At 64.1% G+C, this 15,420-nt stretch carries 12 protein-coding genes and 1 riboswitch; of the genes, 5 read left to right on the top strand and 7 right to left on the bottom strand.

Translation table 11 applies throughout. From position 1 onward, the window contains the following. Window positions 1-10: 10 nt before the first annotated feature. Both H0193_RS11420 and H0193_RS11415 read right to left on the bottom strand, forming a co-directional pair. The gene (locus H0193_RS11420; protein WP_181890004.1) at window positions 11-1,237 is read right to left on the bottom strand and encodes an oxygenase MpaB family protein; all 1,227 of its coding nucleotides are present in this window, start codon (window positions 1,235-1,237) and stop codon (window positions 11-13) included. A 38-nt stretch (window positions 1,238-1,275) separates the two neighbouring features. Further along, on the bottom strand, window positions 1,276-2,655 hold the full coding sequence (locus H0193_RS11415) for an oxygenase MpaB family protein (RefSeq protein ID WP_236883599.1): 1,380 nt from the start codon (window positions 2,653-2,655) through the stop codon (window positions 1,276-1,278). A gap of 248 nt (window positions 2,656-2,903) precedes the next feature. Between H0193_RS11415 and H0193_RS11410 the strand changes: the two genes are divergently transcribed. Then, window positions 2,904-4,028, top strand: coding sequence for a PDR/VanB family oxidoreductase (locus H0193_RS11410; RefSeq protein ID WP_181890003.1), 1,125 nt, complete (start codon window positions 2,904-2,906; stop codon window positions 4,026-4,028). Between the two features lie 21 nt (window positions 4,029-4,049). Here H0193_RS11410 and H0193_RS11405 read toward each other — a convergent pair whose 3' ends face one another. From H0193_RS11405 to H0193_RS11390, 4 genes are read right to left on the bottom strand one after another with little or no spacing between them, the layout of a single operon-like run. Further along, window positions 4,050-4,976 (bottom strand): DMT family transporter, encoded by a 927-nt coding sequence (locus H0193_RS11405; RefSeq protein ID WP_181890002.1) that lies wholly within the window; start codon window positions 4,974-4,976, stop codon window positions 4,050-4,052. Next, window positions 4,976-6,361, bottom strand: coding sequence for an acetyl-CoA carboxylase biotin carboxylase subunit (accC, locus tag H0193_RS11400; RefSeq protein WP_181890001.1), 1,386 nt, complete (start codon window positions 6,359-6,361; stop codon window positions 4,976-4,978). The genes H0193_RS11405 and accC overlap by 1 nt, the downstream gene beginning before the upstream one ends. A 7-nt stretch (window positions 6,362-6,368) precedes the next feature. Further along, window positions 6,369-6,905 carry an acetyl-CoA carboxylase biotin carboxyl carrier protein gene (gene accB / locus H0193_RS11395; RefSeq protein WP_181890000.1) on the bottom strand — a complete coding sequence of 179 codons (537 nt, stop codon included), beginning with the start codon at window positions 6,903-6,905 and terminating at the stop codon, window positions 6,369-6,371. A 3-nt stretch (window positions 6,906-6,908) separates the two neighbouring features. Next, entirely contained in the window at window positions 6,909-8,465 is a 1,557-nt protein-coding gene (locus H0193_RS11390; RefSeq protein ID WP_181889999.1) for a pyruvate carboxylase subunit B, read from the bottom strand. 391 nt (window positions 8,466-8,856) lie between these two features. On the opposite strand from H0193_RS11390, the gene H0193_RS11385 reads away from it, so the two are divergent. The 3 genes from H0193_RS11385 to H0193_RS11375 all read left to right on the top strand — a co-directional run bounded on the left by H0193_RS11385 (window position 8,857) and on the right by H0193_RS11375 (window position 12,232). Further along, entirely contained in the window at window positions 8,857-10,161 is a 1,305-nt protein-coding gene (locus tag H0193_RS11385; protein WP_181890071.1) for an MFS transporter, read from the top strand. Between the two features lie 137 nt (window positions 10,162-10,298). Continuing rightward, window positions 10,299-11,216, top strand: coding sequence for a hypothetical protein (locus H0193_RS11380; RefSeq protein WP_181889998.1), 918 nt, complete (start codon window positions 10,299-10,301; stop codon window positions 11,214-11,216). Beyond that, window positions 11,213-12,232: an IS3 family transposase gene (locus H0193_RS11375; RefSeq protein ID WP_236883627.1), complete on the top strand. Its 1,020-nt coding sequence runs from the start codon at window positions 11,213-11,215 to the stop codon at window positions 12,230-12,232. Before H0193_RS11380 ends, H0193_RS11375 begins: the two co-directional genes overlap by 4 nt. 121 nt (window positions 12,233-12,353) lie before the next feature. On the opposite strand, the gene prfB is transcribed toward H0193_RS11375, so the two are convergent. After that, window positions 12,354-13,454, bottom strand: coding sequence for a peptide chain release factor 2 (prfB, locus tag H0193_RS11370; protein WP_181889997.1), 1,101 nt, complete (start codon window positions 13,452-13,454; stop codon window positions 12,354-12,356). 57 nt (window positions 13,455-13,511) lie between these two features. Continuing rightward, window positions 13,512-13,624: riboswitch (TPP riboswitch) on the top strand. Here prfB and thiC point away from each other — a divergent pair. Continuing rightward, window positions 13,618-15,417, top strand: coding sequence for a phosphomethylpyrimidine synthase ThiC (thiC, locus tag H0193_RS11365; protein WP_181889996.1), 1,800 nt, complete (start codon window positions 13,618-13,620; stop codon window positions 15,415-15,417). Its footprint overlaps the riboswitch before it by 7 nt. The last annotated feature ends 3 nt before the right edge of the window (window positions 15,418-15,420 follow it).

Below are 15,420 nucleotides of genomic sequence, written 5' to 3'. Positions count from 1 at the left end.
AACTCTATCACTATGCGCCGGGCCTGTAAGCGCCGTCGCTCATTTTGATGCCTTGGTCCTGGCCCATGTAAGAGGTTTCCTGCGTCAGCGCGTCGAGAAGCGTCTTGTGGTTTTCCTCCACAACCTGCGCCAGCACCTCCGGGTTGGCGCGCAGCAGGTCGAAGCGTTGCTGCACGAGCGGGAGGTCCAGCTCGGCAAACGGGCGGGACACGGCGTGCGGCACGTCGTAGATGTCGGCCACCTCGTCGCCGTGCATGAGGCGGGTGGCGGTGTACATCCAGTCGTCGATGGACTCGTCCGGGAACGGCAGCAGCTCCTTGGCGTTGGTGCGGAAGCCGTTGAACAGCGCTTCCACCAGTGCGTGCGACGCGTCGTTCGGCTCGCCGTCGACGAAGTGGATCGCGTCGATGGTCTCCTGGGAGGCGTCGATGTCCGTCTCCGGCTCGAGGAGGTCGCCCGGGATGCCCAGCATCAGGCCCACGACCCGCCACAGGTAGAACAGGTCCTGCTCCTCCTCCAGGGAAAGGCGGTAGCCGAGGTTCCGGAGGTAGGTGAACGCGATGTAGGTGAAGTCGAACCAGGTGCGGAACATGTCCAGCTCGGAAATCGGCGCGCCCCACTCGGAGTAGTCAAGGCCGAGCTGCGTCTGCACGCGGCGCACGTGCGCGTGCATCGCGCGGACCATGCCGGTGTGGATGTAGCTGACGTTGCCCGGCTTGAGCCCGTCCTTCAGGTACACCGAGTAGATCCAGTTGGTGGTGTATGCCAGGCGGTGCACGGCTCCCTCGGTGAGCTCGCCGGTGTTGACCAGGATGTCGGCGATGGACGGCGCCGAGTAGGTGTGGATCAGCGCGCCCGGGCCGAGCGAGAGGTTCTGCGCCAGCACCGGGATCGCCAGCGCAGCCTTCTGGCCGCGCTCAAGCCGCTCCCAGTCCACGCCGTCGAGGGCGGCATTCATGTCGTCGATAAGCGCCTTGACCTCGGGCAGCGTATCGGCGTCCGCCTCGCCGCGCGCAAGTGCCGCGCGCAGGTTCGGCATGATGTCCTTGGCCTTGTTGCCGCTGGTGTACAGCGCGTCGGCGATCGGGTCCATCGCCCAAAACGCCTGCTCGAATCGCTTCGCGCGTTCCTCGCCGAACTTCTCGACGAAAGCTTCGCGGCTCCCACGTGCCACCGGCCAATCAGTTCGGTTGTAGTGGTCCTGCGCGAGCGGGTTGTCAACGAATGTCTGAGTCATAATCGTGCTCCTTGGGTGTTGGGGCCGGCTCGCGCGGGCTAGCGCAGGCCTTCTTTGGATGTGTCGTGCAGCCTGTACTCGGCCTTGACGTGCGGGGCCTTCTCGGCGACGTAGTCCTCGATCTGCTTGAACACGTCGGACCACGGCGGCTTGCCGTCCGCGGCCTTCTTCGCCTTCGCGGCCTGGGCGCCGGGCAGCTTGTCGCGCACGCGGTAGATCACGGCCTCGGCCTTCGCCTTGAGCAGGAAAGCGATCTTCCAGTGCAGGTACGGAGTGCCCTCGAACCGGGAGCCCTTGACCATGAACTTGGTGTCCTCGTCGCCGATGATCAAGGACAGTGCGCCGAGCACCTGCGCCGGCATCTTCGGGTCCAGGTCCTCCAAGATGCCCATCAGGGCGGTTGCCACACGCACGTGGTAGTCCGAGGAGTAGCCGCCGTTGGCGTAGATGAAGTCCGTCATCTTGCGCATCTCGTCGCCGGTCTTCGGGATCAGGCGCTCTTCGGCACCCATGAGGTAGAGCACCCACGCCCAGTACATGGCCACGTCGTCCCACTCCTCGCCGGTGTGCGGGCGGCCGAAGAACTCGTCCACACCGATCGGCATGAGCGCGAACCAGCCCTCGCCGGAGACGAGGAAGGACGAGCCGATGGGGCGGCCGAACTCGTTGTAGTGGTCCGGGCCCCACAGCTTTTCCAGGCCGCGGTTGGCCTGGGCGTGCAAAAGACGCACGCGCACGGCGGCCTTCAGGCCGTCGCTGTAGCGGTCGAACACGCCCTTTTTGCCCAGGTCCACGAAGAACTTCACCGTCTCGATGATGCGGGTGAAGGACTCGATCTCGAACATGGCGGTCTCGCCGGTGGCCGCGGAGGTGCGGTCCTCCATCGTGGTGGCCCAGTAGGCGAAGCCGATGGAAAGCAGCTCCGCGGACGGCGTGACGTTGTAGTAGGCAATGCGGCCGCGCTCGGCGGCTTCCAGGTCGATCCAGTCCGGGATGTTGTCCACCTCGGCGAAAAACTCCACCAGCTCCGGCGACGGGTCGGCGACCTTGTCAATGCCCTGGTTCAGCGCTGTTTCAAAGTCGGCGCGGGACTTCTCTGCCCCGTCGCGCTTGAACGCCTCGGCGAGTTTGGCTCCGGTTTCGTCGGTTTGCCACATGTGGTCGTCCAGAAGCTTTGTCTGGAAGCTGGTGTAGCCCTCCCACTCGTCGGCGACGGTGTGCCAGCGGTCGAACAAGTTGTGGCGCAGCGTCGCCCAGCCCGGCCGGCGCGTGCGGCGCTTTGGCGCCGGGCGAAGCGGCATGCCGTCCCGGTAGAAGTAGCGGAAATCCTCGAAGGGATTGTCCGACATCGGGAGGATTTCCGGGTGCACCGGATGTTGGTATTGATGCTCCTCGCGAGCATCGGTGCTGGCAGTCATTCGTGTCACTTCCCTTTGACGTAGAGGCCCTAGCTCAGGGCGCCTGATGTTGGGCCTTGTTGCAAACACGCGCCGACAACCCTGTCGACCAGTACAAATTGTTGTTTGTGCGATATGCGAACAATTTTGTGGTGTCGGTCACTTTTGCGTGGCCTTATACTATCCATTACACAAAAGGCCGGCAACCAGTTTTGCGGCGAAATTTTGCAACGGAGGTTGACGTGAGAAACGGCAAGGGATTGAGCAGCTTGACCACGCTTTTTGGCGGCAGGAGCAGAGGCACGGACCCGAACGCGCTCGACCGCGAGGAGGCGTTTGCCAGCAGGCAAGCTCGCCGAGCAGAGCAACCCAGCGACGCCACCAACGTCATCGAACTGACCGCCGTCGACGTCGAACGCGCCCACGGCATCGCGCTGATCACGCTTGAGACCCGCGACGGCTCCCCCATCCCCGGCTACGAGCCAGGCTGCCACGCGGACTTCCTGCTGCACTCCCCCGAGGGCGAGGAGCTGGTGCGCCAGTTCTCCCTGTTTCCCATGCACCACCTCAGCGCCGAAGACTCCGGTCAGCGCGCCATCTACGGCATCGAGGTGAAGCTGGAGACGGATTCGCGCGGCGGCTCCATCGCCGCCCACAACATCGAGCCGGGCGACACGGTGCGCATCCTGCCACCCCGCAACAACTTCGGCCTCGCCCCCGGCGCAAAGCGCTCGATCCTGGTGGGCGCAGGCGTGGGCATAGCGCCGATTTTCTCGCTGGCGCGCGAGCTGCAGATCCAGCAGGCGGACTACTCGGTGCTGTATTTCGCATCCAGCCAGGAGCGGGCGCTGATGCGTCACCTCATTGACACCTACCTCCATGGACAGACCAAGAGCATCTTCGCCACCGGCGAGCGCGACAAGCAGTCCGGCTACATCGAGGAAGCCCTCGCCGCATCCGACAGCGCCCCGGAGGACACCCACCTGTACGTGTGCGGGCCGCAGGGGTTCATGGACGGCGTCATGGAGGTCGCATCCCAACACCTGCCAAAAGCCAACATCCACTTCGAGGCCTTCCGCGCCTCGGAGGAAACCCTCGCCGGCAACCACGACGCGGACGGCCCCTTCGAGGTCGTCCTCAACGGCGACACCTACAAGGTGCCGGAGGGCCAGAGCGTCCTGGAAGTCTTCGAGGACGAGGACGTGCCAATTTTGTCCCAGTGCTCGGAGGGCACGTGCGGCACGTGCATCATGCGCGTCGTGGACGGCACCCCGGACCACCGCGACAGCATCTTCACCGAGGAGCAGCACGAAAACGGCGCCTTTGCCACGTGCGTCTCTCGCTCGCTGTCCCCCACCCTCACCCTGGAGCGGTGGAGGAATCTTCGGGGCTAGGTGCACATTGCCTATCGACGTCTAAAGCATCCGCACCATCACCACGCCCGCCAGCACAATGGCAAGCCCGGTGAGGCGGTAGGGCGTGGGCGCACTGCGGCGCCCGCCGGTGCCCACGCCGAGCGATTCCAGCACCTGGCCGCAGATGATGTTGCCTACCAGCGCCGCAATCACGGTGGTGCCGGTGCCCAGGATCGGCGACAGCGCAGCGCCGCCGAACACGAAGAACGCACCGAGCATGCCGCCGAGCCACATCCACCACGGCCCTGGCGCGATCCCGGTGGCCAGCGCCCGGCGCGGCCCGGACAGCACCACGGACATCACTGCCAGCAGCACAAGACCGACCACCAGCGAGATTTGGCCGGCCTGCAGCGAGCTACCCAGCGCGCGGCCGAGGTGACCGTTGACGGCGGTTTGGGTGGCCGAGCCCATGCCCATGACCACGCCGAAGGCGCGCAACAACCACAGCGTGGCACCTTCGGCGGTGCCGTGGATGATGGTTCGCGTGCGCCCGATCTCCAGCACCATGGCGATGCCGCCGACCACGATCAGCGCGCCCAGAAGACGCAGTGGCCCCACCGGCACCTGCGGCGACTGGAACAGCCCGAACCGGTCGATTAACAGCCCCATGATCACCTGGCCCAGAATCGGCAGGATCACGGTCTGCACGGGGCCGAGTTTGGGGAACAGGACGATGTTGCCGGCGATGAACATCCCGCCCATGACCCCGCCGAGCCATGCCCACCACGGTTGCGAGGCGGCCGTCGATAAGTCTGGCACCAGTGCCCCACTCGCACCCCAAGAAATAACGGAGGCGACCACCACCGCAATGATGAAGGACACAAACGTCGCGCCGATCGGCGAGCCGACGCTTTGCCGCAGCCGGGTGTTAATCGCGGTCTGGACGGGCACGATCGCGCCCACCAGCATGGCGAAGAGCAGCAGCACTACTCGTCCGTCGGGATCGTGTCCATGTTCTCCAGCATCTTGGCCACGTAGCCGGTGTTGAACTCGCCGGAGCGGAACTTGTCGCTGTTGATCAGCTGGGCCTGGAACGGCGCGGTGGTGACCACGCCGTCGACCTTGAGCTCGTCGAGCGCGCGCAGGGTGCGCTTGATGGCCTCGTCGCGGGTCTCGGCCCAGCAGATCAGCTTGCCCACCATGGAGTCGTAGAACGGCGGGATGGTGTAGCCGGTCTCGATGTGGGTGTCCATGCGCACACCGAAGCCGCCCGGGGTGCGGTAGTGCTCGATCTTGCCGGGGCGCGGGGCGAAGTTCTCGTTCGGGTCCTCGGCGTTGATACGGCACTCGATGGCGTGGCCACGGATCTGGACGTCGTCCTGCGTCAGGCGCAGCTTCTGCCCGGAGGCGATGCGCAGCTGCTCCTGGATCAGGTCCACACCGGTGATCATCTCGGTGACCGGGTGCTCCACCTGGATGCGCGTGTTCATCTCGATGAAGTAGTACTTGCGCTCGATGTTGTCGAAAACGAACTCGACGGTGCCGGCGTTTTTGTAGCCCACCTCTTTACAGAGGTTGATGGCTGCTTCCTGGAGACCGGCGCGCAGTTCGTCGTCAATTGCAGGCGAGGGCGCTTCCTCGATGAGCTTCTGGTTGCGGCGCTGCGAGGTGCAGTCGCGCTCGCCGAGGGCGATGGCGTTCTCGCCGTCCGCGAGCACCTGGATCTCAATGTGGCGGATGTCGGTGAGGTAGCGCTCGATGTAGACGGACGAGTCGTTGAACGCGGACTGCGCCTCGTTCATGATCTCGTTGAGGTCTTTTTCCAGCGTGTCCTCGGACTCCACCACTCGCATGCCGCGGCCACCGCCGCCAGCGGCGGCCTTAATCAGAAGCGGGAAGCCAGTTTGCTTTGCGACGTCTAAAGCTTCCCCGAACTCAGTCACCACACCGTCGGAGCCGGGCACCGTGGGAACGCCGGCTGCCTGCGCGATTTTCTTCGCCTCGATTTTGTCGCCCATGCGGCGGATGTGCTCCGACGAGGGGCCGACGAAGCCGATGTTTTCGTCCTCGACCATCTTGACAAAATCGGCCTTCTCGGAGAGGAAGCCGTAGCCGGGGTGGATGGCGTCGGCCTTGAACGCCATCGCGGCGGAGACGATCAGCTCGGGGCTGTTGTAGCTCTTGGCGGCGTTGGCCGGGCCAATGCACACAGCCTGGTCGGCTTCCTTGACCGGCAGGGAGTCGCGGTCGCCCTCCGAGTACGCGAGGATGCTCTTGATGCCGAGCTCCTTGCAGGCGCGGATGACGCGCAGCGCGATCTCGCCGCGGTTGGCAATGAGGACGCTGTCCAGCAGCTTTTCAGATTTAGCCATGGGGTACCTACTTCGGCTCGATGACCATCAGCGGCTGGCCGTGCTCGACGGCGTCCTCGTTGTCCACGAGGATCTCGGTGACGGTGCCGGCGGTCTTCGCTTCGATGTTGTTCATCAGCTTCATCACTTCGACGATGCAGAGCACCTGGCCGACCTCGACGGTGTCGCCGACCTTCACAAACGGGTCCGCGCCCGGCTTCGGGGCGGCGTAGAAGGTGCCCACCATCGGGGACTTGACCTCGATGCCGGTGCCGGAGCTTGCCGGAGCAGCAGCTTCCGGCTTCGGGGCATCTTCCTTCGGAGCCTCCGCAGGCGCCGGGGCCTCGGCCGGAGCAGGAGCCGGTTCCGGTGCCGGTGCTTCAGCCTTCGGCGCTTCCGGTGCGGCCGGTGCCGGGGCTGCCTTGAGGTGGCTCAGACCACCCGGGGTCTTGGACAGGGCGAGTTCGATGTCGCCGTACTTGATGCTCAGCTCTTCGATGTCGCCGGACTGGTTGACCCATTCAAGCAGGGACTTCAGTTCGTTGAAGTTGGTGATGTCAGACATGGTTTACTGCTCTCCTTTTTTGGTCAGGTTGATTTCGAGGTCGTCGGTCTTCAGTCGGAATTCGCCGGAGGTGGTGGTCTCGTAGATCTTCTGCACGAGCTTGGTTAGCTCGCCGCCCGGCACCCCTTCGCCTTGGCCCGCGCGGCCTTCGGCGACGAAGCGGCGCATCTCGTCGACGTTGTTGCCCGGGATGTTGGCGCGCAGCAGCAGCGTGTCGATGTCGTCGTCCGGGTACTGCTCCTTCAGGCCAGGCAGGCGCGGCTCGAGCTCCGGGCGGCCCTCCTCGATTTCGGAGGAGCCGTTGGCCTTGATCTTTTCCAGCGCGTCCGGGTCGATCGGCGCGAGCGGCTCGCCGTAGTGGCCGAGCGCGTACTTTTTAATCTCGTTAGGCACCACGGAGTAGCGCTCGCCGGAGATCACGTTCATCACAGCCTGGGTGCCCACGAACTGGGCGAACGGGGTGATCATGATCGGGTACGCCAGCTCCTCGCGCACGCGTGCGGTTTCGTAGAGCAGGTCTTCGAAGCGGTCCGACAGGCCGGCGGTGGCGAGCTGGGATTCGAAGTTGGTGAGCATACCTCCCGGCAGCTGGTGCATGTAGTGCACGCCGTCGAACGCGCGGGGCTTGCCCACCGGCTTGTCCTCGCGGTCCGCGATTTCCTGGAGCTTCTGACTGGCGTTGTCCACACGCTCGTCGTCGATGTTGACGGTGTAGCCCAGCGCGCGCAGGTCGCGGGCGAGCGCCTGGGTGGCGGGCTGGCCCTGGCCGTTGGCGAGCGGGGCGATGGAGGTGTGGATGGAGTCCACACCGAGTTCTGCAGCGTAGATGTAAGTCAGCGGGGACAGGCCGGTCAGCGAGTGGGTGTGGACCTCCAGCGGAAGGTCGTTGCCGATGGCGCTGCGGATAGCCGGGATCAGCGTCTTCATGCGGTCCGGGGTGAGCAGGCCGCCGGCGTCCTTGAGCATGATGCGGTCCACGTCGGTGCGCTCGACGAGCTCTTGGGCCTTGTCGATGTAGAGCTGGTCGGTGTGCACCGGCGACAGGCAGTAGGACAGGCAGCCGTAGGTCTCGGCGCCGAGCTCCTTGGCCAGGATGAGGGTGTCAGCGATGTTGTCGATGTCGTTGAGGCCGTCGAAAGCGCCGATGACGCGGAAGCCGTTGGCGTAGAGGCGCTCAACCCACGCGTGGATGACGTCGTCAGGCAGAAAGTCGAAGGACGCGAGGTTGCGGGAACGGACCATGGAGCGGAACTTCGTGTTCGGTGCGGCCTCGTGCACCTTGCGCACGCGCTCCCAGGGGTCCTCCCTGAGGTAGCGCACCGGCACGTCGAACTGAATCGGAGCGACCAGGTCAACATGCTCAAAGCCAGCGTTGGTCACGTCGTCGAGCAGGTCCATGATGTGCTCGGTGCGCATGCGGGTCGCCCAGATGGACTGGTGCGCGTCGCGCAGCGTGGTGTCGATGATCTTGATTTCTCGCTCACTGTCCGCCGGTCGACCACCCGCGGCGAAGATTTCAGCGAGGCTCTCTGTGCTCAGCTCTTCTGGGCTAAGTGCCATTGTTCCTCCTTAGAAACGCCAGACCGTGGCAACTGCCGAGTGGCTAGCCACCGTTGCGCACAATGTACGCCCGAAAAAGTGTGAAGCGCGACTCATTTCAGTTCAAACTTGTGAAACCGCACCTTGAGTGCACTTATGCGCGGTAAACCACTCCCCCCGTTCTGGGGTGCGCATAAAGCACGCGCGTTCGCATACCGAACACCGCTCCCGTGCCACCCATCCCGGAAACCCGCAACGAGCTGCAGTTTCTCTCCGGTGCCCCAGAAATCGAGCACTAAAAAATGACGTGCTTCGGATCATTCCGCACCCAACAACGTGATCTAGGCAATACATTTTCGGTCAAACAACAGTCCCCGAAGGAGGAACCGTGAGTACAAAACCCCGCTCCACAATGGGCACGACCCATATCGCGGCCGAACGCCCAGCCGACAAGAAGTCCCTCGGCGCCAGCCTCATCGGCCAGCTGCTCGAATGGTTCGAGTGGAGCTCCTACGCCGTCTTCGCCCCGTTTATCGCGGCAGCCTTCTTCGACAAATCCGACCCCACCTCTGCACTGTTGGCCACCTTCGGCGTCTTTGCTGTCGGCTTCCTAGTCCGCCCGCTGGGCGGCATCATCTTCGGCCGCATCGCAGACCGCGTGGGCCGGAAGAACGTGCTGATGATGACGATCATCATCATGGCGCTGTCCGCCGTGGTCATCGGTGTCATGCCCACCTACGAGCAGATCGGCATCTGGGCCTCCGTCATCCTGCTGCTGGTGCGCGTGATCCAGGGCTTCGCCCACGGCGGCGAATCAGCCACGGCCAACAGCTACATCCCGGAGATCGCCCCGCGCGACCGCCGCGGCAAGTGGGGCTCCATGGTCTACATGTCCATCTTCGGCGGCTCAGTGATCGCCTACACCCTCGGCGGCATCATTTCGCTTGTGCTTAGCGACGAGCAGATCGGCGCGTGGGGCTGGCGCATCCCGTTCTGGCTGGGCGCCGCTGCCGCGTTCGTGGCCCTGTACCTGCGCCGCCACATGCAGGAGTCCGAGCACTTCAACGAGATCCAGGAAGGCGGCGCCGAGTCCTACGACGACCTCTCGGCCACCCGCCCGCAGACCCCGGTCCGCTCCAACTGGATGAACATCCTGCTGGTCATCGGCATGGTCTCCGGTGTGACCGCAGCGCACTACACCTGGACGTCCTACGTCTCCACCTACGCCATCACCCACGCCGGCATGTCCACTCAGGGCGCGTACTGGGTGTCCGTGTTCGCGCAGACCTGCGGCCTGATCGCCCTCCCGCTGTGGGGTGCGCTGTCTGACCGCATCGGCCGTAAACCCGTGATGTACACCTTCGCCATCTCGGTGGGCCTGCTACAGATCCCGCTGATGGGCATGATCGATTCCCGCCCGTGGACCATGCTCGTCGCCGCCACCGTCGCGGTGGTGGCGGTTGCAGCCGGCGGCGCGCTGCTGGCCCCGGTGATGGCGGAGGTCTTCCCCACCTCCCAGCGCACCAGCAGCATCGGCTTCGCCTACTCCCTGTCCGTGGCCGTCTTCGGCGGCACCGCACCGTACATTTTCCAGTGGTTCACGTCCCACGACCTCACGCACATTTCGGGTATCTACGTTGTGGTGCTGTGCGTGCTCACCCTGATCAGCATGAAGATCCTCCCGGAGACCAAGGGCATCGATCTCCGCGACGCCTAACGGCTTGCTGCCGGCTCACGTCCGCAGCCCCCGCTCCCGGCTTCACCCCGGCAGCGGGGGCTTCTCAGTGACGGATGTGACATTCGCCCCTTAGTGCCAGAGTGGTTGTGAACGACGTACCGTAGGAGGTTTTGTTCATGACCGATTCACAGTTGCCTCAGTTGGTGCCGTCGTCGTTGACGTCGCCACCGTCCGTTGATGCCCCGGTGGTTGCCCGAAAGGTCAAGCCTAAGACGTCGCGCGAGGGGGTCGAGGAGATCTTGTCGCTGCCGCCGCGTGTGCTGGCGGCGGGGGAAGTACTCGATGATGAGACGTTGACATCGCTTGACGCTGTGGCGTTCGTGTTCTCCCCGTACCGCGTGACCGGTTCTGGCAGTTGGTTTCATCCAGCACAGCAGCGGCAGATGATCACGATTTACAACCTGTTGCCCAATGGCACGAAAGGCCCGTGGTGCGCCCGGCAGGGAATTCAATATCTCAACATCAAGCGTTGGGCCCGCGCACTGCAGAAATCGAAAACCGTGGACGACGGCGTTGACGGCGTCGAGCGCGCCAAACACATGGCTGATGCTGCCTACCTGGGCAGACCTAGTGCGGAGTACATCCGTGAGGTGGTCGTCGAGTACGGGTTAGTGCCGCATGGCCAGAAAGAAGCCTGGTTAGTGGCGCATGGACTTGCCCATCACACCGTGCGACGCTGGACCGCAATGGTGGCTGACGGTGATCTGCCAACACGCACAAGACCAAGGAGGGTTGGAACGTTGACGATGGATGAATGCGCCGAAATTCAGCAGCTGCGCAAGGAAATTTCTGCGCTGACGCAGGACAAACGCAAGCTCGAACTCGATGCCAAACGCCGTGAAGAAGCAATGCAGCGTGCCTTAGATAAGGCGACGGAAAGGGCAGAGCGGGCTGAGCTGGCCACTGATGTGTTGGGAAAAGCTTTAGCGACCATGCCAGGAGCACCTGGCGTGGACTCAAACGCGGAGGAAAAGTCCTCACCGACGCCCAACAACGCCTCTACGAGCAAGGCCGGCAAGCGGAAGAAACGCTGATCAACCAGCTCGTTTCCGTCGGATACTCCAAAACGAAGGCGATGGGCATCATCGGTGCCTCACGCAGCCGGGTCTTCTACGAAACCAATCCGCGCCCACGCACCGACAACCCGATCCCGCATCACCAACGCCGGATCAACCGGCTGTCTGATGCCACAGTCACAGACATAGTGGAGCTGCTGGACGACAATCCGCATTGCGGGGTGGACCAGGTGTTTTACGCCGCGTTGAACAACGGGATCTACCTGGCGAGCCTGCGCAGCTTCTACCGGGTGGCCAAAGCCCACGGCAAACTGCTGCACCAACGCCACAACACCAAAGCCAGACAAGCCAAACGCCGCCACGACGCCACACCGCCGCATGTGCACGCCACCGCCCCCGGGCAGGTGCTGTGCTGGGACATCACGTTTTTGCCTGGCCAGTACTACGGACAAACCTTCGCGTTGCACATGGTGATCGATCTGTACTCGCGCGCCATCGTCGGGTTCGTCGTCGCAGAACGAGAAAACAGCCAGCTTGCAGCAGCGATGTTCGCCGACATCTTCACCCGTTTTCCAAATGTGCACACTGTCCACTCCGACAACGGCGCTGCCATGACCAGCAAACGACTCGGCAAACTGTTTGCCGAACATGGTGTGGCCCGCTCATTGAACCGGCCGCACACCAGCAACGACAACCCGCACACCGAGTCGGTGTTCCACACCCTAAAGACCAGGACCTACTACCCGAAAACCTTCACCACGCTGGGCGAAGCAAACACCTGGGTCAGCGCCTGGGTGCCGGTCTACAACGCCACCCCACACAGCGGGATCAACTACTACCCACCACAAGCAGTCCTCGACGGCACCTGGACCGAACTGCAACGCAAACGAGAGGAAGGGATGCGAAACGCACTCAGCGAAGGCATCATCACACAACTACCGGACACCAAAGCTGGCACAGGCCTCCCGGCAGAAGTCAGCATCATCCGCACCACCACCCAAACCGCCCCAACCCCACAACCCATCACGATCTAACACCTAAACCCGTTCACAACCACTTGACACAAAGCGCGCTCTGTCACATTTGTCACTATCCCCAGGTCGCGCGAAAACGCGATGTCACATCCGTCACAGCCGGGGCGCCTTGTCGGCAGCCTTACGCCTCCTGCTGCTGCGCCATGCGCCAGCGGATGCCGGCCTCTAAGAACCCGTCGATGTCGCCGTCGAGGACCTTCTGCGGGTCGCCGACCTCAAAGTCGGTGCGCAGGTCCTTGACCATCTGATACGGGTGCAGGACATAGGAGCGCATTTGGTTGCCCCAGCTGGCGTTGCCGCCGGCGCCGAGGGCATCCATTTCGGCCTTTTCCTCCTGGCGCTTCTTCTCCAGCAGCTTGGACTGCAAGACGTTGAGCGCCGAGGCCTTGTTCTGGATCTGGGACTTCTCGTTCTGGCAGGTCACCACAATGCCGGTGGGGATGTGGGTGATGCGCACTGCGGAGTCGGTGGTGTTCACGCTCTGCCCGCCGGGGCCGGAGGAGCGGTAGACATCGACGCGGATGTCGGAGTCCGGGATGTCGATGTGGTCGGTCTGCTCCACCACCGGCAGCACCTCCACCTCGGCGAATGAGGTCTGGCGACGCGCCTGGTTGTCAAAGGGCGAGATGCGCACGAGCCGGTGCGCGCCCTGCTCCACCGACAGCTGGCCGTAGAGGTACTCGCCGTGCACCACGAAGGTGGCGGACTTGATGCCGGCTTCTTCCGCGTAGGAGATGTCGTAGATGTCCACCTTGTGGCCGGCTTTTTCGGCCCAGCGGGTGTACATGCGCATGAGCATCTCGGCCCAGTCCGCCGCGTCCACGCCGCCGGCGCCGGAGCGGATGTGCACCACGGCTTCGCGCTGGTCGTATTCGCCGGAAAGCATGGTCTGCACCTCCAGTGAGTCAATCTGCGCGGCAACGTCTGCCAGCTCCTCGTCGGCCATGGATGCGTCGCCTTCTTCTTCGGCGAGTTCGTACATCACCGGGAGGTCGTCGATACGCGAGCGCAGCGACGTGACCTTCTTTAGCCGCGCCTGCACGTTCGACAGCTCGGTGGTGACCTTTTGCGCGTGCGCGGGGTCGTCCCAAAGCGACGGGTCCCCGGCTTGGGCCTCCAGCTCGCGGGCGCGCTCGCGCAGGACGTCCAGGTCCATCACCTTCTCAATGGTGGAAAGTGTGGAGCTTAAGTCCTTGATCCGCGTCTGAGTTTCCGGCTGCATAGGGGCAAAGTCTAGCGAACCGCCTGACACGGCCACCAAGACGGGATACAGTGGCCTGCGACCCCACACGGGTGCCCGGGGCACCGGGCTGAGATCGCGCTAACGCCCGCGCGAGCACCGTTCGAACCTGTCTGGTTAGCACCAGCGAAGGAAGGAGAAGGTCGTGGCTCACGACATCTATGCACATGAAATCCACCCGAAGCACTCATACGCCCCGATTGAAAAGGACGGGCTGGAGGTTCCGGAGACCGCGATCCAGCTGGATGACTCCCCCACTGGCCCGAACGAGCCGTTCAAGATCTACCGCACCCGCGGCCCGCACGCGGAGCCGGAGGTGGGCCTGCCCAGCCTGCGCGGCGAGTGGATCGCAGCCCGCGGCGATGTTCAGGAGTACGCGGGTCGCGAGCGCAATTTGCTTGACGACGGCCGCGCGGCCGTCAAACGCGGCGCCGCCAGCGAGGAATGGCGCGGCGAAACCCGCACGCCGCTGCGCGCAAAAGACGGCAAGCGCGTGACCCAGATGGCCTACGCCCGCCGCGGGGAGATCACCCGCGAGATGGAGTTCGTCGCACTTCGCGAGCACTGCGACGTGGAAAAGGTGCGCTCCGAGGTCGCCGCGGGCCGCGCGATCATCCCGAACAACGTCAACCACCCGGAAAGCGAGCCGATGATCATCGGCAACGCGTTTTTGACCAAGATCAACGCGAACATCGGCAACTCCGCGGTGACCTCTTCTATCCGCGAGGAGGTGGACAAGCTGCGCTGGGCCACCCGCTGGGGCGCGGACACTGTGATGGACCTGTCCACCGGCGACGACATCCACGCCACCCGCGAGTGGATCCTGCGCAACTCCCCCGTGCCGATCGGCACCGTGCCCATCTACCAGGCGCTGGAGAAGGTGAACGGCGTCGCTGAGGACCTGACCTGGGAGGTCTTCCGCGACACCGTGATCGAGCAGTGCGAGCAGGGCGTGGACTACATGACCGTGCACGCCGGCGTGCGCCTGCCGTACGTGCCGCTGACCTCCAAGCGCGTCACCGGCATCGTCTCCCGCGGCGGCTCGATTATGGCCGGCTGGTGCCTCGCGCACCACAAGGAATCCTTCCTGTACGAGAACTTCGACGAGCTGTGTGAGATCTTCTCCCAGTACGACGTCGCATTCTCGCTTGGCGACGGGCTCCGCCCCGGCTCCGTGGCCGACGCCAACGACGCCGCCCAGTTCGCGGAACTGAAAACCATCGGCGAGCTGTGCAAGCGCGCCTGGGACTATGACGTGCAGGTCATGATCGAGGGCCCGGGGCACGTGCCGCTGAACATGATCCAGGTGAACAACGACAAGGAAGAGCAGTGGTGCGGCGGCGCGCCGTTTTACACGCTCGGCCCCCTGGTCACCGACATCGCGCCGGGCTACGACCACATCACCTCCGCCATCGGCGCGGCCAACATCGCGGCCGGCGGCACGGCGATGCTGTGCTACGTCACCCCGAAAGAGCACCTGGGCCTGCCGAACCGCGACGACGTGAAAACCGGCGTGATCACCTACAAGGTCGCCGCCCACGCCGCCGACGTGGCCAAGGGCCACCCAGGCGCGCGCGACTGGGACGACGCGATGAGCAAGGCCCGCTTCGAGTTCCGCTGGCACGACCAGTTCGCCCTGTCCCTGGACCCGGAGACGGCGCAGTCCTACCACGACGAGACGCTGCCGGCGGAACCGGCGAAGACGGCGCACTTCTGTTCCATGTGCGGCCCGAAGTTCTGTTCCATGCGCATCTCGCAAGACATCCGCGACGAGTTCGGCGACCAGATCGCGGACCTGGGCATGCCGTCGTTCGACTTCGACGCCGACTCCTCAGCCGCCTCTTCTGACGCGCGCGAGGGCGAGCAGGAGATGGCGCGCGAATTCCGCGACTTGGGCTCGAACGTGTACCTCAAGGAGGGCGAGGAGTCCCCGACTGCGCCATAATGG

It is taken from the genome of Corynebacterium haematomassiliense (assembly GCF_013978595.1).
GTDB classification, from domain to species: domain Bacteria; phylum Actinomycetota; class Actinomycetes; order Mycobacteriales; family Mycobacteriaceae; genus Corynebacterium; species Corynebacterium lehmanniae.
Note: the sequence above shows the minus strand (reverse complement) of the source record. Positions and strands in the feature narration are given on the sequence as shown.

What these genes read in the sequence shown, in the direction of transcription:
- H0193_RS11390 (WP_181889999.1), bottom strand. Translation starts at nt 8,465, where the DNA reads ATGGCACTTAGCCCAGAAGAGCTGAGCACAGAGAGCCTCGCTGAAATC.
- H0193_RS11415 (WP_236883599.1), bottom strand. Translation starts at nt 2,655, where the DNA reads ATGACTGCCAGCACCGATGCTCGCGAGGAGCATCAATACCAACATCCG.
- H0193_RS11380 (WP_181889998.1), top strand. Translation starts at nt 10,299, where the DNA reads ATGACCGATTCACAGTTGCCTCAGTTGGTGCCGTCGTCGTTGACGTCG.
- prfB (WP_181889997.1), bottom strand. Translation starts at nt 13,454, where the DNA reads ATGCAGCCGGAAACTCAGACGCGGATCAAGGACTTAAGCTCCACACTT.
- accC (WP_181890001.1), bottom strand. Translation starts at nt 6,361, where the DNA reads ATGGCTAAATCTGAAAAGCTGCTGGACAGCGTCCTCATTGCCAACCGC.
- H0193_RS11420 (WP_181890004.1), bottom strand. Translation starts at nt 1,237, where the DNA reads ATGACTCAGACATTCGTTGACAACCCGCTCGCGCAGGACCACTACAAC.
- H0193_RS11385 (WP_181890071.1), top strand. Translation starts at nt 8,857, where the DNA reads ATGGGCACGACCCATATCGCGGCCGAACGCCCAGCCGACAAGAAGTCC.
- accB (WP_181890000.1), bottom strand. Translation starts at nt 6,905, where the DNA reads ATGTCTGACATCACCAACTTCAACGAACTGAAGTCCCTGCTTGAATGG.